Below are 25,108 nucleotides of genomic sequence, written 5' to 3' on the forward strand. Positions count from 1 at the left end.
TTTTGACTAGACTGCTGGAATTAATAAGTAGAGGGAGAGGCGATCGCCAATTCCCGATCGGGGAGAGAAGTTTTCTCGGCTAGCATTCGCTCTACTTCTTCATCGGAAAGTTCCGCAAGACTCAGCAGCAATTGAGCGGTATTTTCAACTGTCTCTCGCTGCGCGGGATTTTCCACCAGGGCAGCGGCTTGCTCGGATGCGGTAGGCGACTCGAAGAAAGAGCGCAGGGGGACATCTACCCCGAAGGTGTCGCGCACGGCTGAGATGATTTGCGTTGCTAGTAGGGAGTGCCCTCCTAAATCAATGAAAAAGTTGTCGTGAATGCCGATTTTTTCCACTCCGAGTATTTCAGCCCAGATGCCTGCGAGAACTTTTTCAACCGGGGTGTTAGGCGCGACAAAGGTTTTCGGAAGGAAGGCGGCATCCGGTGCGGGAAGAGCTTTGCGGTCTACTTTTCCATTGGCAGATAGCGGCAGCGCCTCCAGCATGACAAATGCAGACGGCAGCATATATTCGGGCAGCTTTTGGCTCAGAAATTGCCGCAATTCGCAAGTTTCTGGCGCTGCATTTTGTTGGGGAACCACATAGGCTATTAACCGTTTCTGACTGCGATCTTCCCCGAATGCCGTTACTACACACGATCGCACTGCCGGGTGCTGGTTCAAAGCGGCTTCAATTTCTCCCGCCTCGATGCGGTATCCCCGAATTTTGATGCGGAAGTCTTCTCGCCCTAAAAATTCGATGTTGCCGTCAGGGAGGAAGCGACCTAAATCTCCCGTTCGGTACAAGCGTTCGCCGGTGACGGGGTGAGTGAGGAAGCTGGCGCGAGTTTTTTCTTCATTCCGCCAGTATCCTTTTGTCAGTCCCACTCCGGCACAGCACATCTCGCCGGCAACCCAGACGGGACAGTCTTCTAGCCTTTGATTCAAAATGTAATAGCGGGTGTTGGCGATCGGCGATCCGTAGGGAATGCTGTTCCAAGAAGAATCAACAGTTTCTACCGGATACCAAATATTCCAAAGGGTAGTTTCGGTTGGCCCGCCGACGCTGACAACGCGACATTCTTTGACGATCGCCCTTAACCTCTGGGGCAGCGTTATCGGTATCCAGTCTCCGCCGAGAAACGCCCAGCGCAAGCACTCTGGCAACACCTCAGAACGTCCGCCAGCGTAATCGAGCAGCATTTCCATCATCGGGGGAACCGAGTTCCAAATGGTGACGCGCTCTTTTACCATCAATTGGGCCCAGTGAGCGGGGTCTAGCCGTTGTGCCGCATCGGGAAGGACGATCGCTCCTCCGGCTGCTAGGATGCCGAAGATATCGTAAACCGACATATCGTGGTGCAGTGCGGTGACTGCGATCGCGCGATCGCACTCGGCCACATTAAACACTTGGTTGGTCTGAGCGATCGCATTGACTGCACCTCGGTGCGCGATCGCCACGCCTTTCGGCAAGCCAGTTGAGCCAGAAGTGTAAATCACATAGGCTAAATCTTCCGGTTCCTGCACCGACTCCAAAGCTTCGCTGCTTTCTGCAGCCAATTCGTCGGTATCGAGACAAATTCGCCGCACATTTTCCGGCCATTCCAATCGCTGATTTAACTGAGATTGCGTCAAAACAATCTCAACCTCGCCATTTTCCAGCAAATACCACAGCCGCTCTTTTGGTAGCGCCGCATCTACGGGCAAATAAGCTGCCCCGGATGCGAGAATGCCCAGCACAGCGACGATTTGCTCCCACCCTTTTTCCATAACCACGGCAACCAACTGGTTAGGGCGAGCTCCCAGCTTCCGCAATCGGTGAGCGACTTGATTCGATCGCAGATATAGTTCTTCGTAGGTGAGGGTGCGATCGCGCGCGATCGCGGCTGCTTGCTGCGATCGCAAGGCGACTTGCTGAGCAAACAACTCGTGCAGCAATACATCGGGAATGGGTGCTTCGATGCCCTTAGCGACGGCTTGCTGCTGCAACTGCGCCTCTTCTTGCCAAGCTGACTCCGAGCTTGCGAGGCGCTGCAACAGGCGGCAGTAGGCGTCAAACATATCGTCGATTAGCCCTTGGGGGAAGAGTTCTTCCACCGCATCCCAGTTCAAGAATAGAGTGCCGCCAGCTTCGCTGTACTGATTGTCTATCCAAACTTGGGGAGTTTGACCGACGACGTAAACAACCTCTCCGATTTCTGCGATCGCGCCCAGTATGGAAGAATCGCTTTGTCCGGGGTTATTCTGCGGATTAGTCGTGAATACCACTGGCATCGGTGCCGCCGATGTCATCCGGTGCAGTTGCGCCAATTCTCGCAAAACGCGCACGCCGCTGACGTACTGGTGCTCTAAATCGTGCCAAAGCTGCTGAGTCAGGCGTTTCGCCCGAACTTCAAAACTTTCTCGGCGCGAGTTGTCTACCTCCAGCAAAGTAAACGAGGCGAACTCGCCGATAATGTCGTTGACTTGCGGGTGCAGTACAAGGCGATTGAAGCGCGGCACGTTGAGGGTAAACCGAGGGCTTTTGCTCCACAGGCTGAGAACTTCGGCATAAGCAGCCAGCAAAACGCCTGTCGGAGAAAGCGCCGATCGCGCGGCTCTGGCTTTAAGTTTTTTCCACATTTCCGGCTCTAGCTGAGCGCTCCAGCGCTTGAAGCGAGGCTGTGTCAGGGAACTCGGATGCTTGGCTAAGGGGAGTTCCGGCGCTGGCGGCAGAGTGGCGAGGCGATTTTTCCAATACTCTAAAGATTGCTGGAAAAATGAGGAATCTTGGAGCGCGATCGCCGCTAAAACGTAGTCGCGGAATGACAGTTGCAAAGGCGCGTGAAGCGGAGCTATCCCGTAGGGAATCGCTGCGTTGGGATTGCGGTAAAACGTCACCAAATCTCGGAAGAGAATTTGATAGCTCCAACCGTCAATGCACAAGGCGTCAATGCTGACGTGCAAGCGGATGCGGCGATCGCTCAGAAGCGAGGCGCGAATCTCGAAAAGCGGCCAGCGATCGAGCGGCAACACTTGGTGAGACAGGGATTCGCGAATTGCTTCGAGTTGGGAATTCACCGCCTCTGGGCTTTGTCCGCGCAAATCTAATACTGGAATTGCATAAGCTGGCACTGTTTCTAAAATTTGCTGTTGCCCGTCTGGATGGACGATCGCGCGCAGCATATCGTGGCGTTCCACCAATCGCTGCCACGCGAGGCTAAACCGCTCTAAATCTATATCGTCGCCTTCAATTTCTACATAGCCGTGAATGGCGACATTCCCCATTTCAAAAAAGTTATTTCTCCCGATCCAGTAAGCCTGCTGCATTTCATTGAGCGGAAAGGGTTCCCAGCGATTTTGAGGATCGGGGACGATTCCAGGCAGTTGGGCAATGGGGCGAGATTCGATCGCCTGCTGCGCTTTAGCGATGGCGATCGCCTCTGCCAAACTTTCCACCGTCGGAGATTGAAACAAACTGCGTAGGGGCAACTCTACCTGAAACGCTTCTCGAACTTTAGCAATCAATTGCGTTGCCAGCAGGGAATGTCCTCCCAACTCGAAGAAATTGTCGCGAATTCCAACTTGTTTGAGGCCGAGAACCTGACTCCAAATTTCAGCGAGTAACTGTTCTTCCCGAGTGCGAGGTGCAAAAGCGACGTTTAATGGGAAATTTTCTGTATCGGGCGCTCTCAGCGCTTTGCGGTCTACTTTTCCATTCGGCGTCAGCGGCAGCGCCTCTAGCAGCACAAAAGCCGAAGGCAGCATATATTCCGGCAGATTCTCCTTCAGGAAAGCGCGCAATTCACGTGCGGCGATAGTCGGTTCTGACGCAGCCACTATATAGGCTACTAACCGCTTATCTCCCGGTGCGTCTTCCCGCAGCAAAACTGCGCTTTCCCGCACGGCTGGATGTCGGTTTAGCTGCGCTTCAATTTCTCCCAATTCGATGCGGAAGCCTCGCACCTTAACCTGAGTATCTATTCGTCCCAGATATTCAATATCGCCATTGGGCAAGTAACGCGCTAAATCTCCGGTTTTATACAGTCGCGCTTCTGGGTTTTCGCTAAAGAGATTAGAAATAAATCGCTCGGCTGTTAAGTCAGGGCGGTTGAGATATCCCCGCGCCACTCCCGCGCCTCCGACGTACATTTCCCCGGGAATCCCCACCGGAACTAACTGACGATTTTTATCTAATATATAAAGCTGTAAATCGGGAATGGCACACCCAATAACGCTACCAAGTCCGTTTAAATCAGCTAAACTCAGCGGGCGATAAGTGACGTGAACGGTGGTTTCCGTGATGCCGTACATATTCACTAATTGCGGACTCCGATCGCCGTGCCGATCGAACCAGGGTTTTAAGCTTGGCAATTCTAAGGCTTCGCCGCCGAAAATGACCCAGCGCAAGCTTAAATTGTTGCCAGTTTGTACCGACTCTTCGGCTTGCATAAGCTGGCGGAAAGCTGAGGGAGTTTGGTTGAGAACGGTGACTCGCTCTCGACACAGTAATTCATAAAATGCGATCGGCGATCGCGCTACCAAATAAGGCACAATTACCAGGCGTCCGCCGTAAATTAAAGCGCCCCACATTTCCCACACTGAGAAATCGAAAGCGTAGGAATGAAACAGAGTCCACACGTCGCTTTCGCTAAAGTTGTACCAAGATTGCGTGGCAGCGAACAGGCGAACGACGTTGCCATGGGTTACTAAAACGCCTTTGGGTTGACCCGTTGAACCCGAGGTGTAAATAACGTAAGCGAGATTTTCCGCCGTAGGGTGGCTGTTAGGATTGTCAGTGGAATTTTGAGCGATCGCCGGACAATCGGCATCTAAACACACAACTTGGCCGCTATATTTTGAGAGACTTCCTAATAGTTTTTCCTGAGTCAATAGAACTGACACTGAAGCATCTTGGAGAATGAAAGCATTGCGCTCGCTTGGATTCGCCGGATCGAGCGGCACATAAGCGGCGCCCGCTTTGAGAATGCCGAGCAATCCCACAATCGTGTCGAGCGATCGCTCTGTACAAATTCCCACCAAAACTTCTGGTTTTACACCGACTTTTTGCAGGTAGTGCGCGACTTGATTCGCTCGTTTATTCAGTTCGCGGTAGGTGAGTTTTTGGTCTTCAAATACGACTGCAATGGCATCGGGAGTTCGCTCGACCTGCGCTTCAAATAATTGGTGAATGGTGGAATCTTTTGGATAATCGACTTGCGTATTATTCCACTCGATTAGGAGTTGATGCCGTTCGCGATCGCTCAACAATGGCAACTCTGAAATGCGCGTGTCGGCATTGGCGATAATTCCTTCCAGCAAAATCTGAAAATGCCCGTGCATCCGCGCGATCGTGCTGGGTTGGAACAGGTTCGTGCTGTACTCCCACGTCGCCGTCAACCCCCGCTCAGTTTCTTCCAAAAATAGCATCAAGTCGAAATTAGCGGTTCCGGTATCAATTTCATGGGAATTTAATGTCAGCCCTGGCAATTCTAGAGTCTGCGTCAAGCCGTTTTGCAAGGCAAACCCCACTTGAAACAGCGGCGAGTAGCTCAAATCTCGCTCTGGCTGCAACTCCTCTACAAGCTTCTCAATCGGTACATCTTGATGCGCGTAAGCGCCTAATGCCACTTCTCGCACGCTCCTTAGCAACTCTCGAAAAGTCGGATTTCCATTTAAGTCAGACCGCAGCACTAAAGTGTTGACAAAAAATCCAATTAATGCTTCTATCTCGCTGCGATTGCGGTTGGCGATGGGAGAGCCAACTAAAATATCTGTCTGCCCCGTGTAGCGATAAAGCAGCGTCTTGAAGGCTGCCAGCAACGTCATAAATAGGGTGGCTTTTTCTTGCTGGCCCAACCCGGCCAGCGCCAAGCTCAAATCTTTGGGCAACTCCCAAGTTTGTCTCGCACCCTGGAACGTTTGAACGGCGGGGCGAGGAAAGTCTGTTGGTAAATTTAGAATCGGCAAGCTGCCACTTAACTGCTGCTTCCAGTAACCCAGTTGCGTCTCTAATATTTCTCCTTGCAACTGCTGGCGCTGCCATGTGGCAAAGTCGGCGTATTGAATTGGCAGCGGGGAAAGCAAGGGTAAATCATTGCTAGAAAAAGCTTGATAAAATTCTGCCAATTCCCGGAGAAATACGCCCAGGGACCAACCATCAAAAACGATATGATGCACGGTTAGAAGTAAGACGTGCTCTGTTTCGTCGAGGCGCAGCAGTTTGGCGCGCAGCAGAGAGCTTTGCCCCAAGTCAAAGGGCTCTCGCGCGGAGGACGCAGACAGCCTTTGCACCTCGACCTCGCGATCGTCTGGGGAGCGATCGCTCAAATCTATCAGCGGCAGCGTCCAATCGCCCGCAGCAGCGACAACCTGTATCGGTTGCCCTTCCACAGCGGCAAACGCAGTTCTCAAAACCTCGTGCCGCTCGATAATTTTCTCAATACTTTGCCTGAGTGCTTCTGCATTGAGTTGTCCTGTGATCCGAACTGCACCGCAGAGGTTATAAAAGGGGTTTCCTGGTTCCAATTGGTCAAAGAACCATAAGCGCTCTTGAGCAAAAGACAGGGGGATGTTTTGTAGGCGAGAAACTGCCTGAATAGACGCAATTTTCGGGGCTTCTGCCAATTTTTCTAAAATTTTTGCAGCCAGTTGAGCAAGGCTTAATTCCTGGAATAAGTCTTCTATTGATAAAGCTATTTTTAAATCGGTTTCGATCTGATTTTTAAATTCAAATACCGCCAATGAATCCAAACCCAAGTTACTAAAACCCTGTGCCGACTGGATTTGAGAAATGCTGACTTTCAGCACCCTCGCTACCTGCTGTCGCAAATAGCTTTCTAACTGTGCTTGCTGTTCGGCTAACTCGGCTGTCAGCAGATTTTCTCGCGTGAGGCGATTCTCTATTTCAACAAAATCAGATATCTCTAAAACGCTACTGGCGACAACTTCCAATTTGTTAGCTAGAAAGTCAGCAGAGGCGGCCCGACGTTGAATTTTACCGCTGGTCGTTTTCGGAATACTTCCGGGCTTAATCAGCACTACTCCATAGGCTTGTACTTCATATTCGATCGCAATGCGATCGCGGATGGCGCTGATAATTTCCTCAGCATTATCCGGCGCTTTGCGAGATTGTAATTCTTGCACGATAACGAGCTGTTCTTCGCCTGCGACTTCCACCGAGAATGCCGCGATCGCGCCCTGTCGCAAACTGGGATGGCTGCGCTCTGCTGTTCTTTCTATATCTTGGGGGTAAAGATTGCGACCTCGGATGATAATCAAATCTTTGAGTCGCCCTGTAATAAACAGTTCTCCGTCGCGTAAAAAGCCTAAATCTCCAGTTCGCAAAAAGGGCCCTTCGCTGGTATCTGAAAGATATGCTTGAAAAGTTTTTTCTGTCTCTTCTGGGCGATTCCAATAGCCTCGCGTCACTGTTTCGCCAGCTACCCAAATTTCTCCGACTTCCTGCGGCTGGCATTGCGTCAGAGATTCGGGATTGACGATCGCAACTTTAGTGCCAAATTCAGGGAAACCGCAGCCGACTAAAGTTCTCGCGCCACGATCGCCTTCGACAACTTCTACAATGTGATTATTTTCCAGCGCCCCAGCATCAACAGGTAAGAAAGTCGGTGTTGTCCCGCTGCGAACCGTTGCAATTTTTAGCGTGGTTTCTGCCATTCCGTAAGCAGGACAAAAGGCATCCGCCCGAAAACCACAGGGCTCAAAAGCTTGGGTAAATCGCTCTAGGGTTTCTTTGTGGATGGGTTCTGCGCCGTTATAGGCGACGCGCCAACTACTCAAGTCGAGCATTTTTTGGCGATCCAAGATTTTGCTTATTTTGCTAGCACACAAATCGTAAGCAAAATTTGGCCCGCCGCTGTGGGTAGCTTTGTAGCGCGAAATCGCTTCCAACCAGCACATCGGGTTCTGAATAAACGCCGCTGGCGGCATGAAGTAAGAGGGAATTCCCAGATACAAAGGTTTGAGCAATCCGTCAATTAACCCCATGTCGTGAAAGGGGGGAAGCCACGTTACGGCAACGCTTTCGGAATCGTGGTCAAAGCCTCGGTGAATGTATTCGATGTTGTACAAAACATTGGCGTGGCTCACCATTACGCCTTTGGGGGTGGAGGTTGAGCCGGAAGTGTACTGAAGATAAGCCACTTCGTCGGGATGGATGGGTGGCTGCTGCCACTTTTGGGCGTCATCGGAAAGCACCTCTGCACTCAGCCAGCGCATCGCTTTGAGTTCCGGTGCTTGCTCGCATAGCTGCTCTAAATTTTCCAGGTGTCGTGCGGGAGCGATCGCAAATGTTGCTCCTGCGTCTTTGGCGATCGCACTAATTTTCGCTAAATTCCGTTTCAGCTTCGGCGGATAGAGGGGAACCGCGATCACTTTGGCGTACAAGCATCCAAAAAAGGCTGCGAGATAGTCCAATCCAGGCGGGAAAAGCAGTAAGGCTCGTTCGCCTGTTACCCCCAATGTCTGAAGTCGCGCGGCGTGCGATCGGGCGATCGCATCTAACTCTCGATAAGTCAAACTGGCGGTTTCAGTTTTTCCGTCTAACAGAAAAGTATATTTCTGCTCTGGTTGGTGTAATGCTCTGTTTTGCAGGAGTTCTACTAAATTGGTAGAACTTTCGGTGAGTTGGTGTCCCTTAATGCTTGCGTCACTCATCGATTCTTTTTACCTATAAATCTTGTTTGCAGTACGCCAACCAGTTGGGCCAAATTCTTTCCACATAGACTTTCTGTGAACAGTTGTCGGGCGTTACGAGTCTCCCATCAGCGCGTTTTAGTCTTCAATCCGGGTATGAGCGCTTGTTTTCACGTTTTTTTGTCGATCGCGCTGTTCGGCAATGGCTCCGGGGCGATTTCAGTCCGAGCCAGCTTCGATATCAGCTTCAGGGGCTTTACGGCTATCGACTTTAAGCATAGTAGGCTAGATGATATTTATTGTCAAGAGTCGTTTAGTAAATTTGTTGACTCCTCTCATTTCCTATGTGACAATCTTTTCTAACTCTTGCCATAGCATTTTAGGCGATAGTTTGTCTAGCCCTTACCGCAACCATAATAGGCAAGTGGTGCACAACTAAGTAGAGGGGTCTGACCCCCTATATTAAAATGCAATTAGTTTTCATTAGTTAACTCTTGACAGATGTAAGTGCTGTGTTATCTAATTAAGGCACTTTCTCATTAAGCGTCCAGCGACTACTTCCTTTAACCGAGGAAAATGCCCACCGTGGGCGATCGTCCAGAGCGCCACCGGACAGAGGCTTTCGCCCTCACACGCTTCCTGCCAGACAAAGGCTGCTAGCGACGGGAGAATCGGATCGATGTGCGCCCGACAACTAGGTCGTATCTTCCGCAGGTCAGTTTCACTCCTGCCCACAAGAGCAGCAACGCTGCCACAAATCATGTTGTGCAAGCAACGCAAACCACATATCCGAAGTTCTATCAATTGTTGATTCAAGACTAATGAACAGATCGCAGAAATTATTAAGTAGCCTTGGGCTGGCAGGAGTCGTGTCGGCGGTAGTCGCTCAGTCGGCGTGCGCTTCCAACATCGCGCAGGTGACGGGCGTTCGCCTCAACCCCACATCAGAAGGCATTGAAATTATCCTAGACACTGAAGATGGAAGACCCCTGCAAGTCTTCACCACCACCTTTGGCGAAACTTTACAAGTTGATGCCATCACCGCTCAACTGCGACTACCGGGGGGAAATGAGTTTCGTCAAGACAAACCGGCTGCCGGAATTGCTTCTGTCACCGTTACTCCTTTAGATAACAACAGCATCCGAATCAGAGTCATTGGCGAGAGGGGTCAACCAGTGGCACGGGTGATTCCTAATGCTGCGGGTCTGATTCTCAGCTTACAACCCACCTCGCAGATGACTGCTCGCCCGCCTGCATCGGCTCCTACAACACAGCGGCCGGGGACACCCGGAGAACCCTTGCCACCGACAGGGCAGCAGGTAGAGATACCCGCAGAACCCTTGCCACCGACCGCCCAGCCGCCAGGAACGCCCGGAGAACCCTTACCGCCTACAGCGCAGCCGCCAGGAACGCCCGGAGAACCCTTGCCGCCTACAGCACAGCCGCCAGGAACGCCCGGAGAACCCTTGCCGCCTACAGCACAGCCACCAGGGACACCCGGAGAACCCTTGCCGCCGACAGCGCAGCCACCAGGAACACCGACACAGCCACCCGGAACGCCACAGGCGGGGAGAGACCCGGTTGAAATTGTCGTCACTGCAACACGAACCTCAGAAAGAGTGACAAACGTGCCGCGCTCTATAACGGTGATAGACTCAGAAGAACTTCAGCGGGACACAGGGGCATCGAGAAATATCGGGGAAGCTCTGGCAAATCAGGTTCCCGGTTTCGCGCCGCCGACTCAAACTACGAGCACTTATGGTCAAACTTTGCGGGGTCGCAACGTTTCCGTTCTGATTGACGGCGTGCCGCAAACGACCAATCTTCAATCTTTTGTCAGGGATTTTAGAAACATCGATCCCAGTGCGATCGAACGCATTGAAGTAGTGCGGGGGTCTACCGCAATCTACGGCGCTCAGGCTACAGGTGGCGTGGTTAATATTATTACTCGTCGGCCAACTGAGGAAAGGCTAACTGCTGTAACTGAAGTGGGCGTCAGTAGCGCTTTAACAAACACAAGAGATGCTTTAGGCTTTAACGCTCAGCAGACAATTTCTGGCCGAACGGGTAATTTCGATCTGACCGGCACTGTGTCGCTCGCCAGAAGTGGAGCTTTTTACGATGCCAAAGGCGATCGCATTCCCTTTTTTGAACTCGGCGGAGATAGCAGCACCCTCTTCAACGTGATGGGCAAAGTCGGGGTAGATTTGGACACCCAACAGCGGCTGCAACTAACTGTCAATCACTATCGGGAAACTCAAGATCCCAATGTAATTCCAGACTTGAGTGTTGACGAACAGGAAGGACGGCAAAAAGCCCGCGCCATCCGAACCGGAAATTTGGATATCGCCGGGGAAACACCGGGAAATAGGAATACACAGCTCAACTTAAGTTACACCAACCAAAACCTTTTTGGCAGCAGCCTTCAAAGTCAAATTTACTATCGAACGCATTCCAATGTAGGTGTTCCTTCAGATTACCGCACGTCCGATTTCTTTGGGCCGTTTGTCGGCGTTACTCGTTCGCGCACCAACACCGAACAAATAGGAGGAAGGCTTGCGATCAACACTCCTTTATCGCGTGCCGAAAATCTTCGATTAACTTGGGGATCTGACTATGTTACTGAAGATAGCAGACAGCGTTTCGACCTGTACGACCCGGAGAGATTTGACGCAAGTGGCGGCCGGGTTTACCGGAAAATCTCCGAGCGTCCTTTCGTCCCTCCTTACACTTTCAACAGCCTTGGCTTTTTCGGTCAAATGGAATGGAATATTGACGATATCGTCATTCTAAGTGGTGGGATACGTCACGAACGCCTCGGGTTAAACGTCAATGATTATACCACTTTTAATGAGCGCCAGATCGAAGGAGGCGATCGCAAATTTAACGCCACCCTATTTAATACAGGGGCTGTCTATAAAATTACTGACAACTTCAACATATTTGGCAACTTTTCTCAAGGTTTCTCAGTTCCAGATTTCGGCCGCATCCTCCGCCAACCCCCCGAGACTTTTGTCGGAATTGAATCTTCGTTAGAAGTAACTCAACCCCAAAAAGTCAACAGCTACGAAATTGGCATTCGAGGAGGGTGGCAATCCGTGCAAATGTCGCTTGCCGCTTTTTACAATACCTCCGATCTAGGAGTCCGTTTTACACCAGTTGGCAACACAGGCCGCCTGGAACTACAGCGCTCCCCAGAACGCATTTACGGCTTAGAAGGAACTGTGGATTGGCAACCTGGACAAGCATGGTCGCTGGGCGGGACTGCTACTTATATTCAAGGCGAATATGAGGACGAAAACAGTTACCTCGCCCTCGATAGCAGCCGAATTCCACCACTCAAGCTAACAGCTTATGTTCAAAACGAAACTTTGCCGGGATGGAACAATCGGTTACAGTTATTATATTCTGGAAATCGCGATCGGGCATTCAAAGACGGCTCGGATGGCGGCCCGATTAGCAGCTATCTCACACTGGATTACATCAGCGCGGTTAAAATTGGCTCTGGGCTGCTAGAAGTCAAAGTCGAGAATTTATTGAATAATCAATATTTTCCCGTGATCTCGCAATACTCCGCTGGATTTGAATTGGACAGCGCTAATTATGCAGGCAGAGGTTTAACTCTCAGTGTTAATTACCGCCTTAACTGGTAATTACAGCAGATTGCAGGTTTATGAGGTAGATTCAATATCCCCGTAGGGACACTCCAAGAACCCATTGGTGTCAATTTAAGCTGTTAGTCCGCTAGTCCTCGCGCCCACCCGCTAGTCCGCCAGGGGTTAACACCCCTGTCTAATAGCTAAAGTCCTCTTGCATAGGACTAATGAGTTGAAAAGTGTTTTTCTCAGTCCTCATAGCGAGGACTTTAGCTTTGAGACAGGGAATTCATTCCCTGTCGGACTATCGGTTTTACCTTAATGAGAACAGTTAACGGCTTTGAGAAAAATTTAGAGATGAAGTTCCGCAAACTCGCATTCAAACTGCACTTGTATTTGGGGTTGGTGGTAGGAATATTTCTAGCAGTAATTGCTTTAACGGGCAGCTTGCTAATTTTCGGCCCCGAAATCGAGCGGTTCTTCAATCCCCAACTCCTGCAAGTAATTCCTCAAACCGAACGGATACCGCTGGAAAATGTCCTGCACATTGTCGAAAAAGCTTATCCCCAAAATCAAGCTCTTAGTATCTTGCTGCCACGATCAGCGGAGGATGTTTGCCAAGTTTCAATGCTGTCAAAGAGTGAGGAAATAGTTAGCGTTTATGTCAATCCTTACAGCGGAAAAATTACGGGTAGGCGCCTTGGGAAAGAAACTTTTACAGGTTTTATTTTTACGTTACACGCGGAATTAGCGGGAGGAGAATTCGGTCATCTTGTTGTCGGTATTTGCGGTCTAGTAATGCTAGGACTAACTTTTACGGGTTTGGTATTGTGGACTGGTTGGCGCAATTTGGCTCGCGGATTTTCTATTAATTGGAAAGCTCACTGGCAGCGGACTGTATTTGATTTACATAACGTTTCTGGCATTGTATCGGTCGCTTTTCTCATACTCATCTCCGCTACAGGGACAGCGATAATTTTTTACGCGCCGGTTCAATCGACGCTGTATTGGCTAACGAATGAAAAGCCACAGCCCGCCTTGACTTCTCATCCCCAGTCTAGCAGTTTGAGGCAAAACCTTGACGAAATATTACACCAAGTTAATACCGTTTGGCCGGAAGCTAAAACCACTTTTATTTCTCTGCCTTTGAAGCCTGAAGCAATTTTTAAGGTACGGAAAAAATTTCCCAATGAGCCGCACCCAAACGGGATTAGCACCATTTATCTCGACCAATACAGTGGCAAAATATTGCAGGCTGACAGTGTAAATTCAGCTTCGGTAGCAAATCGAATTCTCAACTCGCTTTATCCGCTACATATTGGCAGCTATGGCGGAATTTACTTGCGGGTGGCACACGCGATCGCAGGATTAGCAGCGATTGTACTATTTGTTACGGGCGTACTAATGTGGCGACAGCGGCATTTGGCGAAATTTTACCGCAAGGAGGCGAGACAGCAATATGAAGAATTATCTCCACTGAGCCAGCAATGGCCTTGGTTTTAATGAGAGCGGTGTGCGGTTGGATGCGCGTGTCATTCTCCTGCCTAAAAACCCCGATTCTCTGAATTTTAAATCCTATCAATCGCTTCTTTAATGCAAAAATTTATTCAACTCTGGCTCGGACAAACTGCTTCGATGATTGGCAGCGCTATGTCCGCGTTTGCGCTGACTATTTGGATTTGGGAGTCCACCAGTCAAGTGACGGCTTTGGCTTTGTTGATGTTTTTTACTCAATTGCCGCGCATCTTGCTTGCTCCGGTTGCTGGCATTCTCGTCGATCGCTGGAATCGAAAATTTTTGATGGGGATCGGTGATGCGGTTTCAGCTTTGTTAACGCTCACTATCCTATTACTTTATATCAGCCAAAACCTGCAAATATGGCATATATATGTAGCGGCTGCGATTAACGGAATTTTTGACCAACTTCAGCAGTTAGCTTACTCCGCAGCGATCGCCACAATGATGCCAGAAAAGCATTACAGCCGCGCGAGCAGTTTAAGTTTTTTGGCAAAATACGGCGCGAGTATTATTGCTCCGACGCTGGCGGGGATTCTCTATTCTGCGATTGGGTTGAGCGGGATTTTTACGATCGACCTGGCAACTTTTACAATCGCGATCACCACGCTAGTATGTGTCAAAATACCCCAGCCCGCGATCGCCTCCAATCCCCAGCCGACTCGCCCCCACCTGTTGCAAGAACTCAGCTTCGGATTCCGCTACATCGTCCAGCGTCCCAGCCTACTTGCCTTGCTGGTGTCCTTTTCGCTATTCTGGTTCGCTCACGACATCGGCGCGGCCCTCTACTCACCGATGATTCTGGCACGCACCGGCAATAATGCCAGAATCCTCGGTACTATCCTTTCAGCCGCCGGCGCAGGTGGCGTTTTAGGAGCATCAATCGTCAGTATTTGGGGCGGCCCCAAGCGCCGAATCCGGGGCTTTCTGTTCGGCATGGCAGGCGCGGGCTTGAGTAAAATAGTCTTTGCTTTCGGTCAGGCGCTTTCCATCTGGATTCCCGCTCAATTTTGTTCGTCTTTCAATTTCCCCATCCTCGGCAGTTCCAACGAGGCAATCTGGCTGGCGAAAGTCGCACCAGAAGTACAGGGACGTGTTTTTGCTACCAGAGCAGTTATCGTGCAATTGGCGTCAGCGATCGGTTTATTGATCGCAGGGCCACTTGCCGATCGCGTCTTTGAACCCGCCATGCAACCGGGAGGTTTTTTAGCAGCTATTTTTGGCGGAATTCTGGGGACAGGTGCCGGTGCTGGCATGGCTTTGTTATACGCTATCTCCGCGCTAGGCTTATTCCTCGTTGCAGTCGGTGGGTATGCTTGCCGACTGCTGCGCGATGGCTAAAGGGGAAACGGAAATAGGTCTTCTTCCTTCTTCCTGACATCCGTTATATCGTTTCCGGTTGCATCGTAATCATAAAATCGAGTCAACAGTTAACACTCAACCATTCAGTTTTTCCACCCCGAGTCAACAGTCAACAGTCAACAGTCAACAGTCAACAATCACGGACGGTGCAACCGGAATTGATATTACATCCGTTACATCCGTTACATCCGTTACATAATCCGTTGCCGAACTTCCTTCTGCTATAGTTTTTGCCGCGAACTCAGGTGAGCTTCAATTTCCGATCGCGATCGCCATACAGGGCGCAACTCCTTGCGAGCAAATAGCTGCAACTGATCGCCGGCGTGGGGCGAACCAGGTTGAGTGGCGTTGCCGTAACTGTTTAGCGCCATCGCTTTCACCGGATTGGAGAACTCAATCGCAGCCACAAAAGAATCGCCTGCAACCGCTTGAAAGCGATCGTCCTTCCCAGGAGCGAACCATACAGAGCGAAATACACCCAAAGCACCGTCCGCTCCATTTGCAGGCAGATTCGCCTCCCCAGGCAATCGGAAGACTTCGCCCCATGCCACATCTAACGCGCCATAAGTTACCTCAACTTTGGTTGCTGTCGCTTCCAGCACCCGCACCGCCTCCGCAGGATTTGCCAACCCGTCTGGCGTCGTTAGCGGCGCATCTTCGCTCCAAGGTTTAGCGAATAACCGATCGGCATCCATCGCTTGTTTCCAAAAGGCAAACAGCACCGCACCGCGACTGTTAGCATCGACTTTGCGATCCCAAGTGGCGAGAACTTCCGCCGCGCGGCGCGCTTTTTCACTGCCTTGCCGTGCGACGGGAATTAAATCATCGAGGAGGCGATCGGCGAGTTCTACCTGAGTGGAATGTTTGTATTGCATCAATTCATCGAAAGAGATTTTTTCATCTTCTAAGAGCATTTTTGCCGATCGCTGCGATCGCAAGTCCATCCGGCTGCGCGGTGCCATGTAGGCCGGATAATTATCGGGTGCGATCGCGCTGGGAAACGTCGTTGTCCAAGGCGGATCGTTGGTATTTTGCAACCAACCGCTGGGCGGATCGACAACGCGCGGCAAATCCGCATAGGGATGATTTTTGCTCCACAAAGTCTCTGACGTATTGCCTGCGATCGTGCCTGACCAGTATTTAAAATCTCCGTTTTTGCGTATGGGGACTTGACCGTTAAACAAGTGCATGATATGCCCCTCACGATCGGCATACATGACGGTAAACATGGGAATTTCCAAGCGCTTTAAAGCGGCTTCAAATTCAGAAAAATTCTTGGCTCGTGCCATATCCCACCACTGCTGAAGCGCTGCTGGTTTATCGAGCCCGACAACGCGCAGGGCAATCGCTTTGCCCTGTTTTTCTGTGACAATCGGCCCGTGAACAGAACGCCGCACGACTAGAGATTCCGATCGCAAATTTCCATTCTTTTCTTTGACTTTTAAAACCTTCTCTTCTCTGTCAAATTTTCGGACTTCGCCATCGAAGCGATAGCCATCGTTAGCGAGGGGCAATTCATAGGCATCCCAGCCATCGTGAGTGTTGACAGTATGAGTCCATCCCAAATTGTCATTAAAGGCGATCGTTAATACAGGAAATCCGACGAGAGTCGCTCCGTAAGCGTTAATTTCTGGGGCAATCAGTTGCGCTTCGTACCATAAATATAAATCCGACCAAGGAAGGTGAGGATTTGCCAATAGCATGGCATTGCCGCTTTCAGAGCGCGAAGGAGCGATCGCCCAACCATTAGAGCCTTTGGGGGTATCATTTTCAGCGATATCTTCAAGGCGCTCTGGATCGACTACAAAAGTAAAATTGATGACGCGTTGCGCGTGTGCCAATACATCTACCGGCTTGAGGGGCAATGCTACCTTTAATTCAGCGGTAAGCCCCTCTGGGTGTTCTTTTGCATAGGCATTCATTCCGCCAACAAAAGCATCGATATAGTTGCGAAAAATGGGAGTTTGTGATTCATACCACGCATTTGCGCGATTAGGAATTTCCATAGTTTGCACCCAGCGATCGGATTCCAGATAATCTTCGCCCCAAAATTCGGCAGCTTGCCCGCGAGCTTGCCCGTAAAGACGCAAAATCAGATTACCGTGACTTTGCATCTGCGCCCACCCGAAAGCGTAGAAAAGGCTTTTACTATTCTCTCCGTAAATGTGTGGAATTCCATAGGTATCCCAAAGAATTTGAGTGCCGGTTTGAGGGGCGGCTTGAGCCCAATTATTGAGGAGCAAAACTAAAATAAAACTCATCAATAACGAGACAATCTTTCGCCATTGTTTTTTTAGTTGTAGAAACACGGGAAATTAATTTGCTAGGGTTGAACTGAGACCTTGCAGCCTTTTCAACAAGCTGCACGAACAAAACGCCGAGGATTTAAAGCCCTTTTATGAAGAACAAGAGAGAAATTTCTACCAAATCCGATGCCCAAAAAGCTAACCTATTTACGTCTATTTGCGTCCATCTGCGGTTAAAAAATAACACCTCTTTGAGAACTCCAGAAAATCCGAAAAAACACTCTATGTCAATCAAATGTGAAATTAAAAGCCCTCCCCTACGCTTACCAACTTAAAAAGCGCTATAAAACGCCGGTGTGCCGGCCCTAAAGCACATTAATGTCATTGGTGAGGAGGGGAGGAAACAAGTAGGGGGAGATAGGTTATAAGCTTATTTTTGAAGCTGTCCCTGTTGCCAATTTCCCTCTACCTTCGTTCCGTCTGCATAGATGTACGAACCTTGACCGTGTTTTTGTCCCTTGAGGAATTCACCTTGATAGCGATCGCCATTGGCGTAAATGCAGGTACCTTTGCCGTTGAACTGACCCTCGCTAAATTCGCCTTCGCAGCGATCGCCATTCTTAAAAACGTAAACTCCTTTCCCGCTCATCTTACCCTTGACAAAAGTGCCTTTATAGCTATCTCCATTGGCGAACTCGCGGACACCTTCACCACTAAATTCTCCATTGTCAAACGGCCCTTGATAACGTCCCCCTTCTTTAAAAGTAAACAACCCCTGACCTTGAGTGTTGCCCTTCACAAACTCTCCTTCATAGCGGTTGCCGTTCGGATATTCGCGAACCCCTTTACCGTGAAACTGCCCTTCACTAAATTGCCCCTCATAACGACCTCCTTCAGCAAAGGTATAAATTCCCTGTCCGTGAGGCAAGTTATTCAGCAACTCTCCTTCGTAGCGGTTCTTATTAGCATATTGACAGACGCCTTTGCCGTTAACTTTTCCTTCTTTAATATCTCCTTCGCAACGAGTGCCATTACTGAAGGTAAAAGCCCCTCGACCGCTGGGAGAACTATTTGTAAAAGAGCCTTCGTAACGAATGCCGTTAGTTGAGGTAAAAGTGCCTGTACCATCGAACTCACCGTCTTTAAAAGTACCTTCGTAGCGGTTGCCGTTAGGAAATTCGCGGACACCTTGACCGTTGAATTCACCCAAGGCAAATTCTCCTTGGTATCGACCTTCTTCTTTAAAGGTATAAATGCCTTTACCGTGAGGTTTGCCGTTGAGAAATTGGCCTTCGTAGCGATCGCCGTTGGCATATTGACAACTGCCGGAACCGCTGAGTTTTCCCTCACTCAATTCTCCCTCGCAACGTCCGCCATCGGGCAAAGTAATTACTCCTGCCATTGCGCTGCGAGGGTGGGCAAATAACAAAGCAATTCCCAAGTTGGAACCAAGTAATAGAACGAGTCCAACTCGCTGAAGTTTACTTAATATTGGTGACGACATTCCCAAATTCATAATTCACAAAAAATTCAACTTTTAACTTTGCTATTCCTTGGACAGTGCTATAGAATTCCCAGCCAAATTGCTAGAGTTTCAAAAAAATCCCTAGTCAGTGAGCTGGAAGATAATGACTATTCTTTCTCCTTGAAGGCCACTCTCTGATGGGGCATATTTCCTTTCTTCTACTGTTTTCATCGCTGCGCGATTCAAATCGTTGTATTTGCTAGGAGTCAAGATCTTGATGTTGACTGTCTTACCGTTGGGGTCAATGTCACAAATGAGTTCCACTTGGCCTTGGCGCCCTTCTTCTCTGGCTGCGCTCGGATAGTTAGGTTTACCGCAGCCACTAATGCAAGTGCCCCGAGGCGTGCCGGGAGCGCGCGAAGGACTCCCCCCTCTTCCTGGATTTGTCGGTTTTGGCACTGGCCCGGAACCGCTTCCAGAGCCTCCGCCTCCACGACCTCCGCCTCCAGAGCCTCCGCCTCCAGGGCCTCCGCCTCCAGGGCCTCCGCTTCCAGAGCCTCCGCCTCCAGGGCCTCCGCCTCCAGGGCCTCCGCCTCCAGAACCTGGTAAGCCCGCCGTCGCCGATCTTCCCAATCGCCCCGAACCATCCCCAAATGGCTCTGAGGAAGGTAGGTCGCCATTTTCGCTGGCGCCAGATGATGAGTTCGACGCACTTCCTCCAGGGCTTCCACCTCCAGGGCTTCCGCCTCCGGGGCCACCAGAGGCAATGTTTCCTAAACCTCCGATCGCATTTCCAGAATTGCCGCCGCCTCCTGGCCTAGTAGCTGTGACTGGCGACCCAGCCCCGGGCGATCGCTGTATGGGCCCGGAAGAAGGATTTAATGGCTCTGAGGAAGGCTCCCCGTTACCCGCCGAAGCAGATGAGGAGAGGGGGTTATTTTTTTCAGGGCTGTCTGAGGAGTTGGGATTTCCAGCATCTTTTGTAAAGTCTGGAAGACTCCTAGGGCCCTTGGGGCGGGAGTCGGTAACGGGTGTTTCGCTTTTTGGAGGATCGGGCGAGGGGGTTTCCGGTTCCTTGGCGATCGGGCTTTTAGGAGTTTCGGGGGAATTGAAATCTTCTTTAGGTGGGGGGGAAGGTTCCACAGGAGTTGGTGGCGGAGTTTCCGCTAAGGGCGGCTCTTTCTTAATCTCTGGCGGGGGTGTTGCCGCTACCGGTGGCTCCTTGGGAATCGGCGGGGGCGTTGCCGCTACGGGTGGCTCCTCTGGAATCGGCGGCGGCGTTGCCGCTACGGGTGGCTCCTCTGGAATCGGCGGGGGCGTTACCGCTACGGGTGGCTCCTCTGGAATCGGCGGGGGCGTTGCGGCTACGGGTGACTCCTCTGGAATCGGCGGTGGCGTTGCGGCTACGGGTGACTCCTCTGGGGGAGTTGGCTCTGCTGGCGGTTCTGGTTTGAACGTCTCAGGTGGGGGAGATACCTTTTCTGGAATAGTCGGCTCTGGCTGGGTTTCCTCTACTTTGGGCTCATCAAGCACAACAACTTCAATGGGTTCCTCTGCAAATTCAGCAGATTTGACCAAGTTGAGGCTCAACGGCAGCGCGACACCGTGCAGTAAGCTTGAGGCTAATAGGCTGATCGCCAGAACTTTTTTGAGAGCTTCTTCTTGTTGTTCTCTTTGCGTCGCCGAAATATTTGAAAAACTCATGCCTTATCAATCTCCTTGATGGATGGGTTGGCAACGTCCTCGCTGGCTCCCCCACATAACCCGAAACAAGCTACCAACAGCCTGTTGAGCTTGCTATCAATTATGAACCTACCCATCCTATAAGAAGACTGTCACCCTGTTCAAGACTCTTGCAATTAATTTTCATTATTTAATTTTGAGATAGTGACTAGACGCTACCAATCAGCATTTCCTTTGGGGGCGTCTACCTTGCTCTTATGGGCTCTGTCAATGTTCTGATTCTGGTAGGGCAAGGTTCAAAAATGCCTTAACTGCAATACTCTAGCCCGTAATATACCAACAAATTTCCACATTCTCAAGCTTTTCATAAAAATACTTTAATAAGTAAAGTTAATTTTACTTTTCCACTTGATAGGTAATATTTATTTAAAAAGGTGGATCATGACTTGACAAACCCTGAACTTTGTGGAAACCTAGTTGAGAATCTTTAAAATTATTGAAGATTATTGTCAAGTCCTAACGCAAATATTTAGCAAAGAAGCACTGGCAGAACAATCTGTCGCGATCTCGGTCGTGATCACATTAGGAGCATTTTGGGTACAGACGAAGATAGTCACATACAGGTAGTGCGTTTGTGCGATCGCGATCGCGATCGCGCTTGAGTGAAACAATTCGCAGCCTGAATCAATTGTGCCGACTTGACGCAGAAACTCTACCAGCCTTCGATCGGGCTAATTGCACCATTAGGCAGCTTGCGATCACTCAACACAGCTAACGAGAATACAAACTAATGGATAATTTCATTTACATTTTTCGCGCTGGGGGCATTGTTTCTTGGCCGCTGCTTGCCTCGTCAATCGCAGCAGTCGCACTGATTTTAGAGCGTCTTGTCTTTTGGTTTAAAGTGAATCGGCGACAGCGGCGGGTGGTGCGGGAAGTGCTAAGACTTTACAGTCAAAACCCGGATTCCGCCATCAAAAAGTTACAAGTAAACGCTGATTTGCCGTTAGCCAGAATTTTTTTGGAAGCATTAGAATTAGAGTCGCCCAACATCGAAGAATTTCGTTTGGTCTTAGAGAGTGCAGCTCAGGCAGAAATCCCCGTTTTGAAGCGATTCAATACAATATTTGACACCATTATCACCCTCTCCCCGCTATTTGGGTTGCTCGGAACAGTTTTGGGCTTAATTACCACCTTTGACTCCCTCAAACTGGGAGATGCTGCAGGCACCAATGCCGCGGGCGTTACCGGGGGGATTAGCGAAGCCCTCGTTTCTACGGCAATGGGGTTAGTGGTGGCAATCTTTACGCTCGTATTTGCTAATATGTTTCGTGGGTTTTACTTACAGCAGATAGCTTTTATGCAGGAAGCCGGAGGCCAGCTAGAGCTATTGTACCGTCACCACTACGAAAAACTACCAAGAGAATCTAACTATGCGCCTACCCGATGAACCTGATAGTATTCCCCAGATCAACATCGTGCCACTGATTGATGTAACCTTCGCCATATTGACGTTTTTCATTGTTTCCTCTTTGTCTTTATCCAAATCCGAGGGTCTACCAGTAAATTTACCGAAAGCATCAACCTCTCAAGTTCAGGACTCGCCTGCTAAAATTACTGTCACGCTTGATGCTCAGGGAAAATTCATGGTTGATAAAAAGTCAGTCAACTTAGAGCAGATTGAGAGTACGGTGCGACAAGTAATGGGGTCAAATCCGAGCGCCTTAATTGTGCTGAATGCCGATAAAAGCGTCAATCACGGAAATGTTGTGGAAGTTATGGATCGATTACGCCGAATTAAGGGAGCTAAGTTAGGGATTGCTACGGTAAAGTAGAGAGTTCCTATAATTACTAATTTGTAATTCCCTCACACCATTAAACAGGAATTACCCGGTGAAAATTTACTAAAAAAAGCCTGTAAGCCTGATTAAAAGGTAGTCCAGAAGAGTCTCTACGATTCAGGACTTTATTTGATAAAGCAGTTAAAAATTAAAGTCCTTACTGCCAACAAACAGCAAGGACTTTAATTATTTATTCCTGAGTTTTAAGGACGAACATCCTTACTGCACACGTTAAATACTTGCCATCACTTCACGCGCTGCTGCCAAAGTTCGATCGATATCTTCCTCAGTATGAGCCAAAGAAGTAAATCCCGCCTCAAACTGCGAAGGAGCAAGATAAATTCCGTGCTCCAACATTCCCCGGTGAAAGCGGCTGAACTTCGTCAAATCCGACTTCTTCGCATCCTCGTAATTGTGAACCGGGCCAGCCGCAAAAAACAAGCCAAACATCCCGCTAATTTGCCCGCCCCAAACCGCGTGTCCGGCTTCCTTAGCAATTTTTAGCAATCCGTCAGACAGTTTTTTGGTAATCTTATCCAACTGTTCGTAAGTGCCGGGTTTTTGCAGCAATTCCAAAGTCTTAATCCCAGCAGTCATCGCCAAAGGATTTCCCGAAAGCGTACCCGCTTGATACATCGGCCCAGCAGGAGCCACCATCCCCATAATATCCCGCCTTCCCCCGTAAGCTCCCACCGGCAAACCGCCACCGATAACTTTACCCAAGGTAGTCAAATCCGGGGTGACACCGAATCTTTCCTGAGCTCCGCCGTAGGCGATGCGGAAACCGGTCATTACTTCATCAAAAACTAACAAAGCACCGTTATCTTTAGTAATTTCCCGCAAACCTTCGAGAAAACCTGCATCCGGCGTAATAAAACCGGCATTCCCCACCACTGGTTCGAGAATTACGCCTGCTATTTCGCCGGGATTTGCGGCAAATAAAGCTTTGACTGCTTCTAAGTCATTGTAGGGAGCGTTGAGGGTATTGGCAGTAGTGGATTTCGGGACGCCCGGAGAGTCGGGAAGGCCCAGAGTTGCAACGCCGGAACCGGCTTTTACCAAGAACATATCGGCGTGTCCGTGATAGCAGCCTTCAAATTTAATCAGTTTATCGCGTCCGGTGAAAGCTCGCATCAGCCGCAAAACGGCCATACAGGCTTCGGTGCCAGAGTTGACAAATCGCACCATTTCAATGCTGGGAACGGCATCGATGACCATTTCGGCCAGTACGTTTTCCAACAGTGATGGCGCGCCGAAACTCGTACCTTTTTCTAAAGATTCGTGCAGAGCTTTGATGACTTCCGGGTGGGCGTGGCCGCAGATGGCTGGGCCCCAAGTGCCTACATAGTCAATGTATTGGTTTTCGTCAACATCCCAAATGTAGGCTCCTTTTACCCTGTCAAAGACGATGGGCTGTCCGCCTACGGATTTGAAAGCGCGCACGGGCGAACTGACGCCACCTGGCATCAACTTCTGGGCAGCGGCGAAAATTTCTTCTGATTTGGTCGTTTTCAAGGTTGTGGAAACCAATGTTTTCTCCTTAGTGAACGTCTGTTGTTGGTAGAATAATTTTATAGCCAGTTCAACATAAAGGTTAGGTCGATTCAAGGAAACTATTCTAGTAGATTTTAGGGTACAAACCAATGAGTAGCAATACTAGCTTGGGTTTTTTAGGCTTTGTCGCACTAGCACCGTGAAGCGAAGCTATCCCGTAGGGAATCGCCCTTAAATGTAATTTTTTGTAAAATAGTTCTTGACAATTTAGCCATCCCTTGCCCAATCTTCTCTCTTCTCTTCCTCTGCGTCCTCTGCGTTCTCTGCGGTTAATAAAAAAACAATCTCCGACAGGAAAGCGTTAATCTATATTACCAAGTTGAAATAAAATTATGTCTACTACTGATTTATCAAGTTTGAGCCGATCGATCCCAATTGAAAAGATTCGTTACGACGATCGCGGTTTAGTACCTGCGATCGTCCAAGATTATTTGGACGGTACGGTGTTAATGATGGCCTGGATGAATCGGGAGTCGCTGCAAAAAACGCTCTCTACCGGGCAAACTTGGTTCTGGAGTCGTTCTCGTTGCGAATTGTGGCCAAAAGGCGCGACTTCGGGACACATTCAAAATGTCAAAGGGCTGCGTTACGACTGCGATAGCGATGCTTTGCTGGTGACTGTCGAACAAGTCGGAGATATTGCTTGTCACACGGGAGAAAGAAGTTGTTTTCACCAAGTTGATGGGGAAATTTCACCGCCACCAGGGGATATGTTATCTCAATTATTTGCGGTAATTTGCGATCGCCGCGACAATCCTAACGAAAGTTCTTATACTTGCAAGTTATTCGAGGGAGGCGACAACAAAATTCTCAAGAAAATTGGCGAAGAGTCGGCGGAAGTTGTGATGGCTTGCAAAGATGACGACAAAGAGGGGATTGCTGGGGAAGTTGCCGATTTATTTTATCACGCTTTGGTTGCTTTGGCTCACCATCAAGTTGATTTGAGAGAAGTTTACCGCAAATTGGGCGATCGACGAAAATAAATTAGTTAGTTGACGGTTAACTGTTGACTGTTGACTGTTGACTGTTGACTGTTGACTGTTGACTGTTGACTGTTAATCCTAACAACTACAGTCTTGGACGCACGCGGGGTCACAAACCCGGTTTCTCGGAAAAATCGTGGTATCGAACCGAGAGATATTGACGCAGAAACCGGGTTTTTTTGGTCTTAGTCCTAAACGAACAACTGAATATAGCAGTTTTCAATAAAGTGAGGTATGCCCTATGCCCT

At 49.6% G+C, this 25,108-nt stretch carries 12 protein-coding genes; 6 read left to right on the forward strand and 6 right to left on the reverse strand.

The genetic code is table 11. The annotated features are described in order from the left end of the window. Nucleotides 1-20: 20 nt before the first annotated feature. Together QUB14_RS03775 and QUB14_RS03780 are read right to left on the reverse strand one after the other, a co-directional pair. Nucleotides 21-8,636, reverse strand: a complete 8,616-nt coding sequence (locus QUB14_RS03775; RefSeq protein WP_333215319.1) for an amino acid adenylation domain-containing protein — start codon at nt 8,634-8,636, stop codon at nt 21-23. A 498-nt stretch (nt 8,637-9,134) separates the two neighbouring features. Then, entirely contained in the window at nt 9,135-9,431 is a 297-nt protein-coding gene (locus QUB14_RS03780; RefSeq protein WP_333215321.1) for a hypothetical protein, read from the reverse strand. Nucleotides 9,432-9,436: 5 nt separating this feature from the next. On the opposite strand from QUB14_RS03780, the gene QUB14_RS03785 reads away from it, so the two are divergent. The 3 genes from QUB14_RS03785 (at nt 9,437) to QUB14_RS03795 (ending at nt 15,067) form a co-directional block, all read left to right on the forward strand. After that, a complete protein-coding gene (locus QUB14_RS03785) occupies nt 9,437-12,268 on the forward strand; it encodes a TonB-dependent receptor domain-containing protein (RefSeq protein WP_333215323.1) in 2,832 nt (943 codons plus the stop codon). A gap of 264 nt (nt 12,269-12,532) precedes the next feature. Then, entirely contained in the window at nt 12,533-13,714 is a 1,182-nt protein-coding gene (locus QUB14_RS03790; protein ID WP_333215325.1) for a PepSY-associated TM helix domain-containing protein, read from the forward strand. 90 nt (nt 13,715-13,804) lie between these two features. Continuing rightward, on the forward strand, nt 13,805-15,067 hold the full coding sequence (locus QUB14_RS03795; RefSeq protein WP_333215327.1) for an MFS transporter: 1,263 nt from the start codon (nt 13,805-13,807) through the stop codon (nt 15,065-15,067). A gap of 242 nt (nt 15,068-15,309) precedes the next feature. Here the strand turns inward: QUB14_RS03795 and QUB14_RS03800 are convergent, their stop codons facing one another. From QUB14_RS03800 to QUB14_RS03810, 3 genes are all read right to left on the reverse strand, one after another. Further along, nucleotides 15,310-17,349, reverse strand: a complete 2,040-nt coding sequence (locus QUB14_RS03800) for an acylase (RefSeq protein WP_333215329.1) — start codon at nt 17,347-17,349, stop codon at nt 15,310-15,312. A gap of 415 nt (nt 17,350-17,764) precedes the next feature. Beyond that, entirely contained in the window at nt 17,765-18,838 is a 1,074-nt protein-coding gene (locus QUB14_RS03805; protein ID WP_333215330.1) for a hypothetical protein, read from the reverse strand. Nucleotides 18,839-18,940: 102 nt separating this feature from the next. Beyond that, on the reverse strand, nt 18,941-20,503 hold the full coding sequence (locus tag QUB14_RS03810; protein ID WP_333215332.1) for a TonB family protein: 1,563 nt from the start codon (nt 20,501-20,503) through the stop codon (nt 18,941-18,943). Nucleotides 20,504-21,272: 769 nt separating this feature from the next. Between QUB14_RS03810 and QUB14_RS03815 the strand changes: the two genes are divergently transcribed. Together QUB14_RS03815 and QUB14_RS03820 are read left to right on the forward strand one after the other, a co-directional pair. Continuing rightward, the gene (locus QUB14_RS03815) at nt 21,273-21,932 is read left to right on the forward strand and encodes a MotA/TolQ/ExbB proton channel family protein (protein WP_190658048.1); all 660 of its coding nucleotides are present in this window, start codon (nt 21,273-21,275) and stop codon (nt 21,930-21,932) included. Beyond that, on the forward strand, nt 21,916-22,317 hold the full coding sequence (locus QUB14_RS03820; protein WP_333215336.1) for a biopolymer transporter ExbD: 402 nt from the start codon (nt 21,916-21,918) through the stop codon (nt 22,315-22,317). The genes QUB14_RS03815 and QUB14_RS03820 overlap by 17 nt, the downstream gene beginning before the upstream one ends. Before the next feature lie 237 nt (nt 22,318-22,554). Here QUB14_RS03820 and hemL read toward each other — a convergent pair whose 3' ends face one another. Further along, entirely contained in the window at nt 22,555-23,853 is a 1,299-nt protein-coding gene (hemL, locus tag QUB14_RS03825) for a glutamate-1-semialdehyde 2,1-aminomutase (protein WP_333215338.1), read from the reverse strand. 356 nt (nt 23,854-24,209) lie between these two features. Here hemL and hisIE point away from each other — a divergent pair, with 356 nt between their 5' ends. Beyond that, nucleotides 24,210-24,860, forward strand: a complete 651-nt coding sequence (gene hisIE, locus QUB14_RS03830) for a bifunctional phosphoribosyl-AMP cyclohydrolase/phosphoribosyl-ATP diphosphatase HisIE (protein WP_333215340.1) — start codon at nt 24,210-24,212, stop codon at nt 24,858-24,860. Nucleotides 24,861-25,108: the final 248 nt, after the last annotated feature.

The sequence above is a fragment of the Microcoleus sp. B3-D2 genome, from assembly GCF_036705345.1.
Taxonomy (GTDB): domain Bacteria; phylum Cyanobacteriota; class Cyanobacteriia; order Cyanobacteriales; family Microcoleaceae; genus Microcoleus.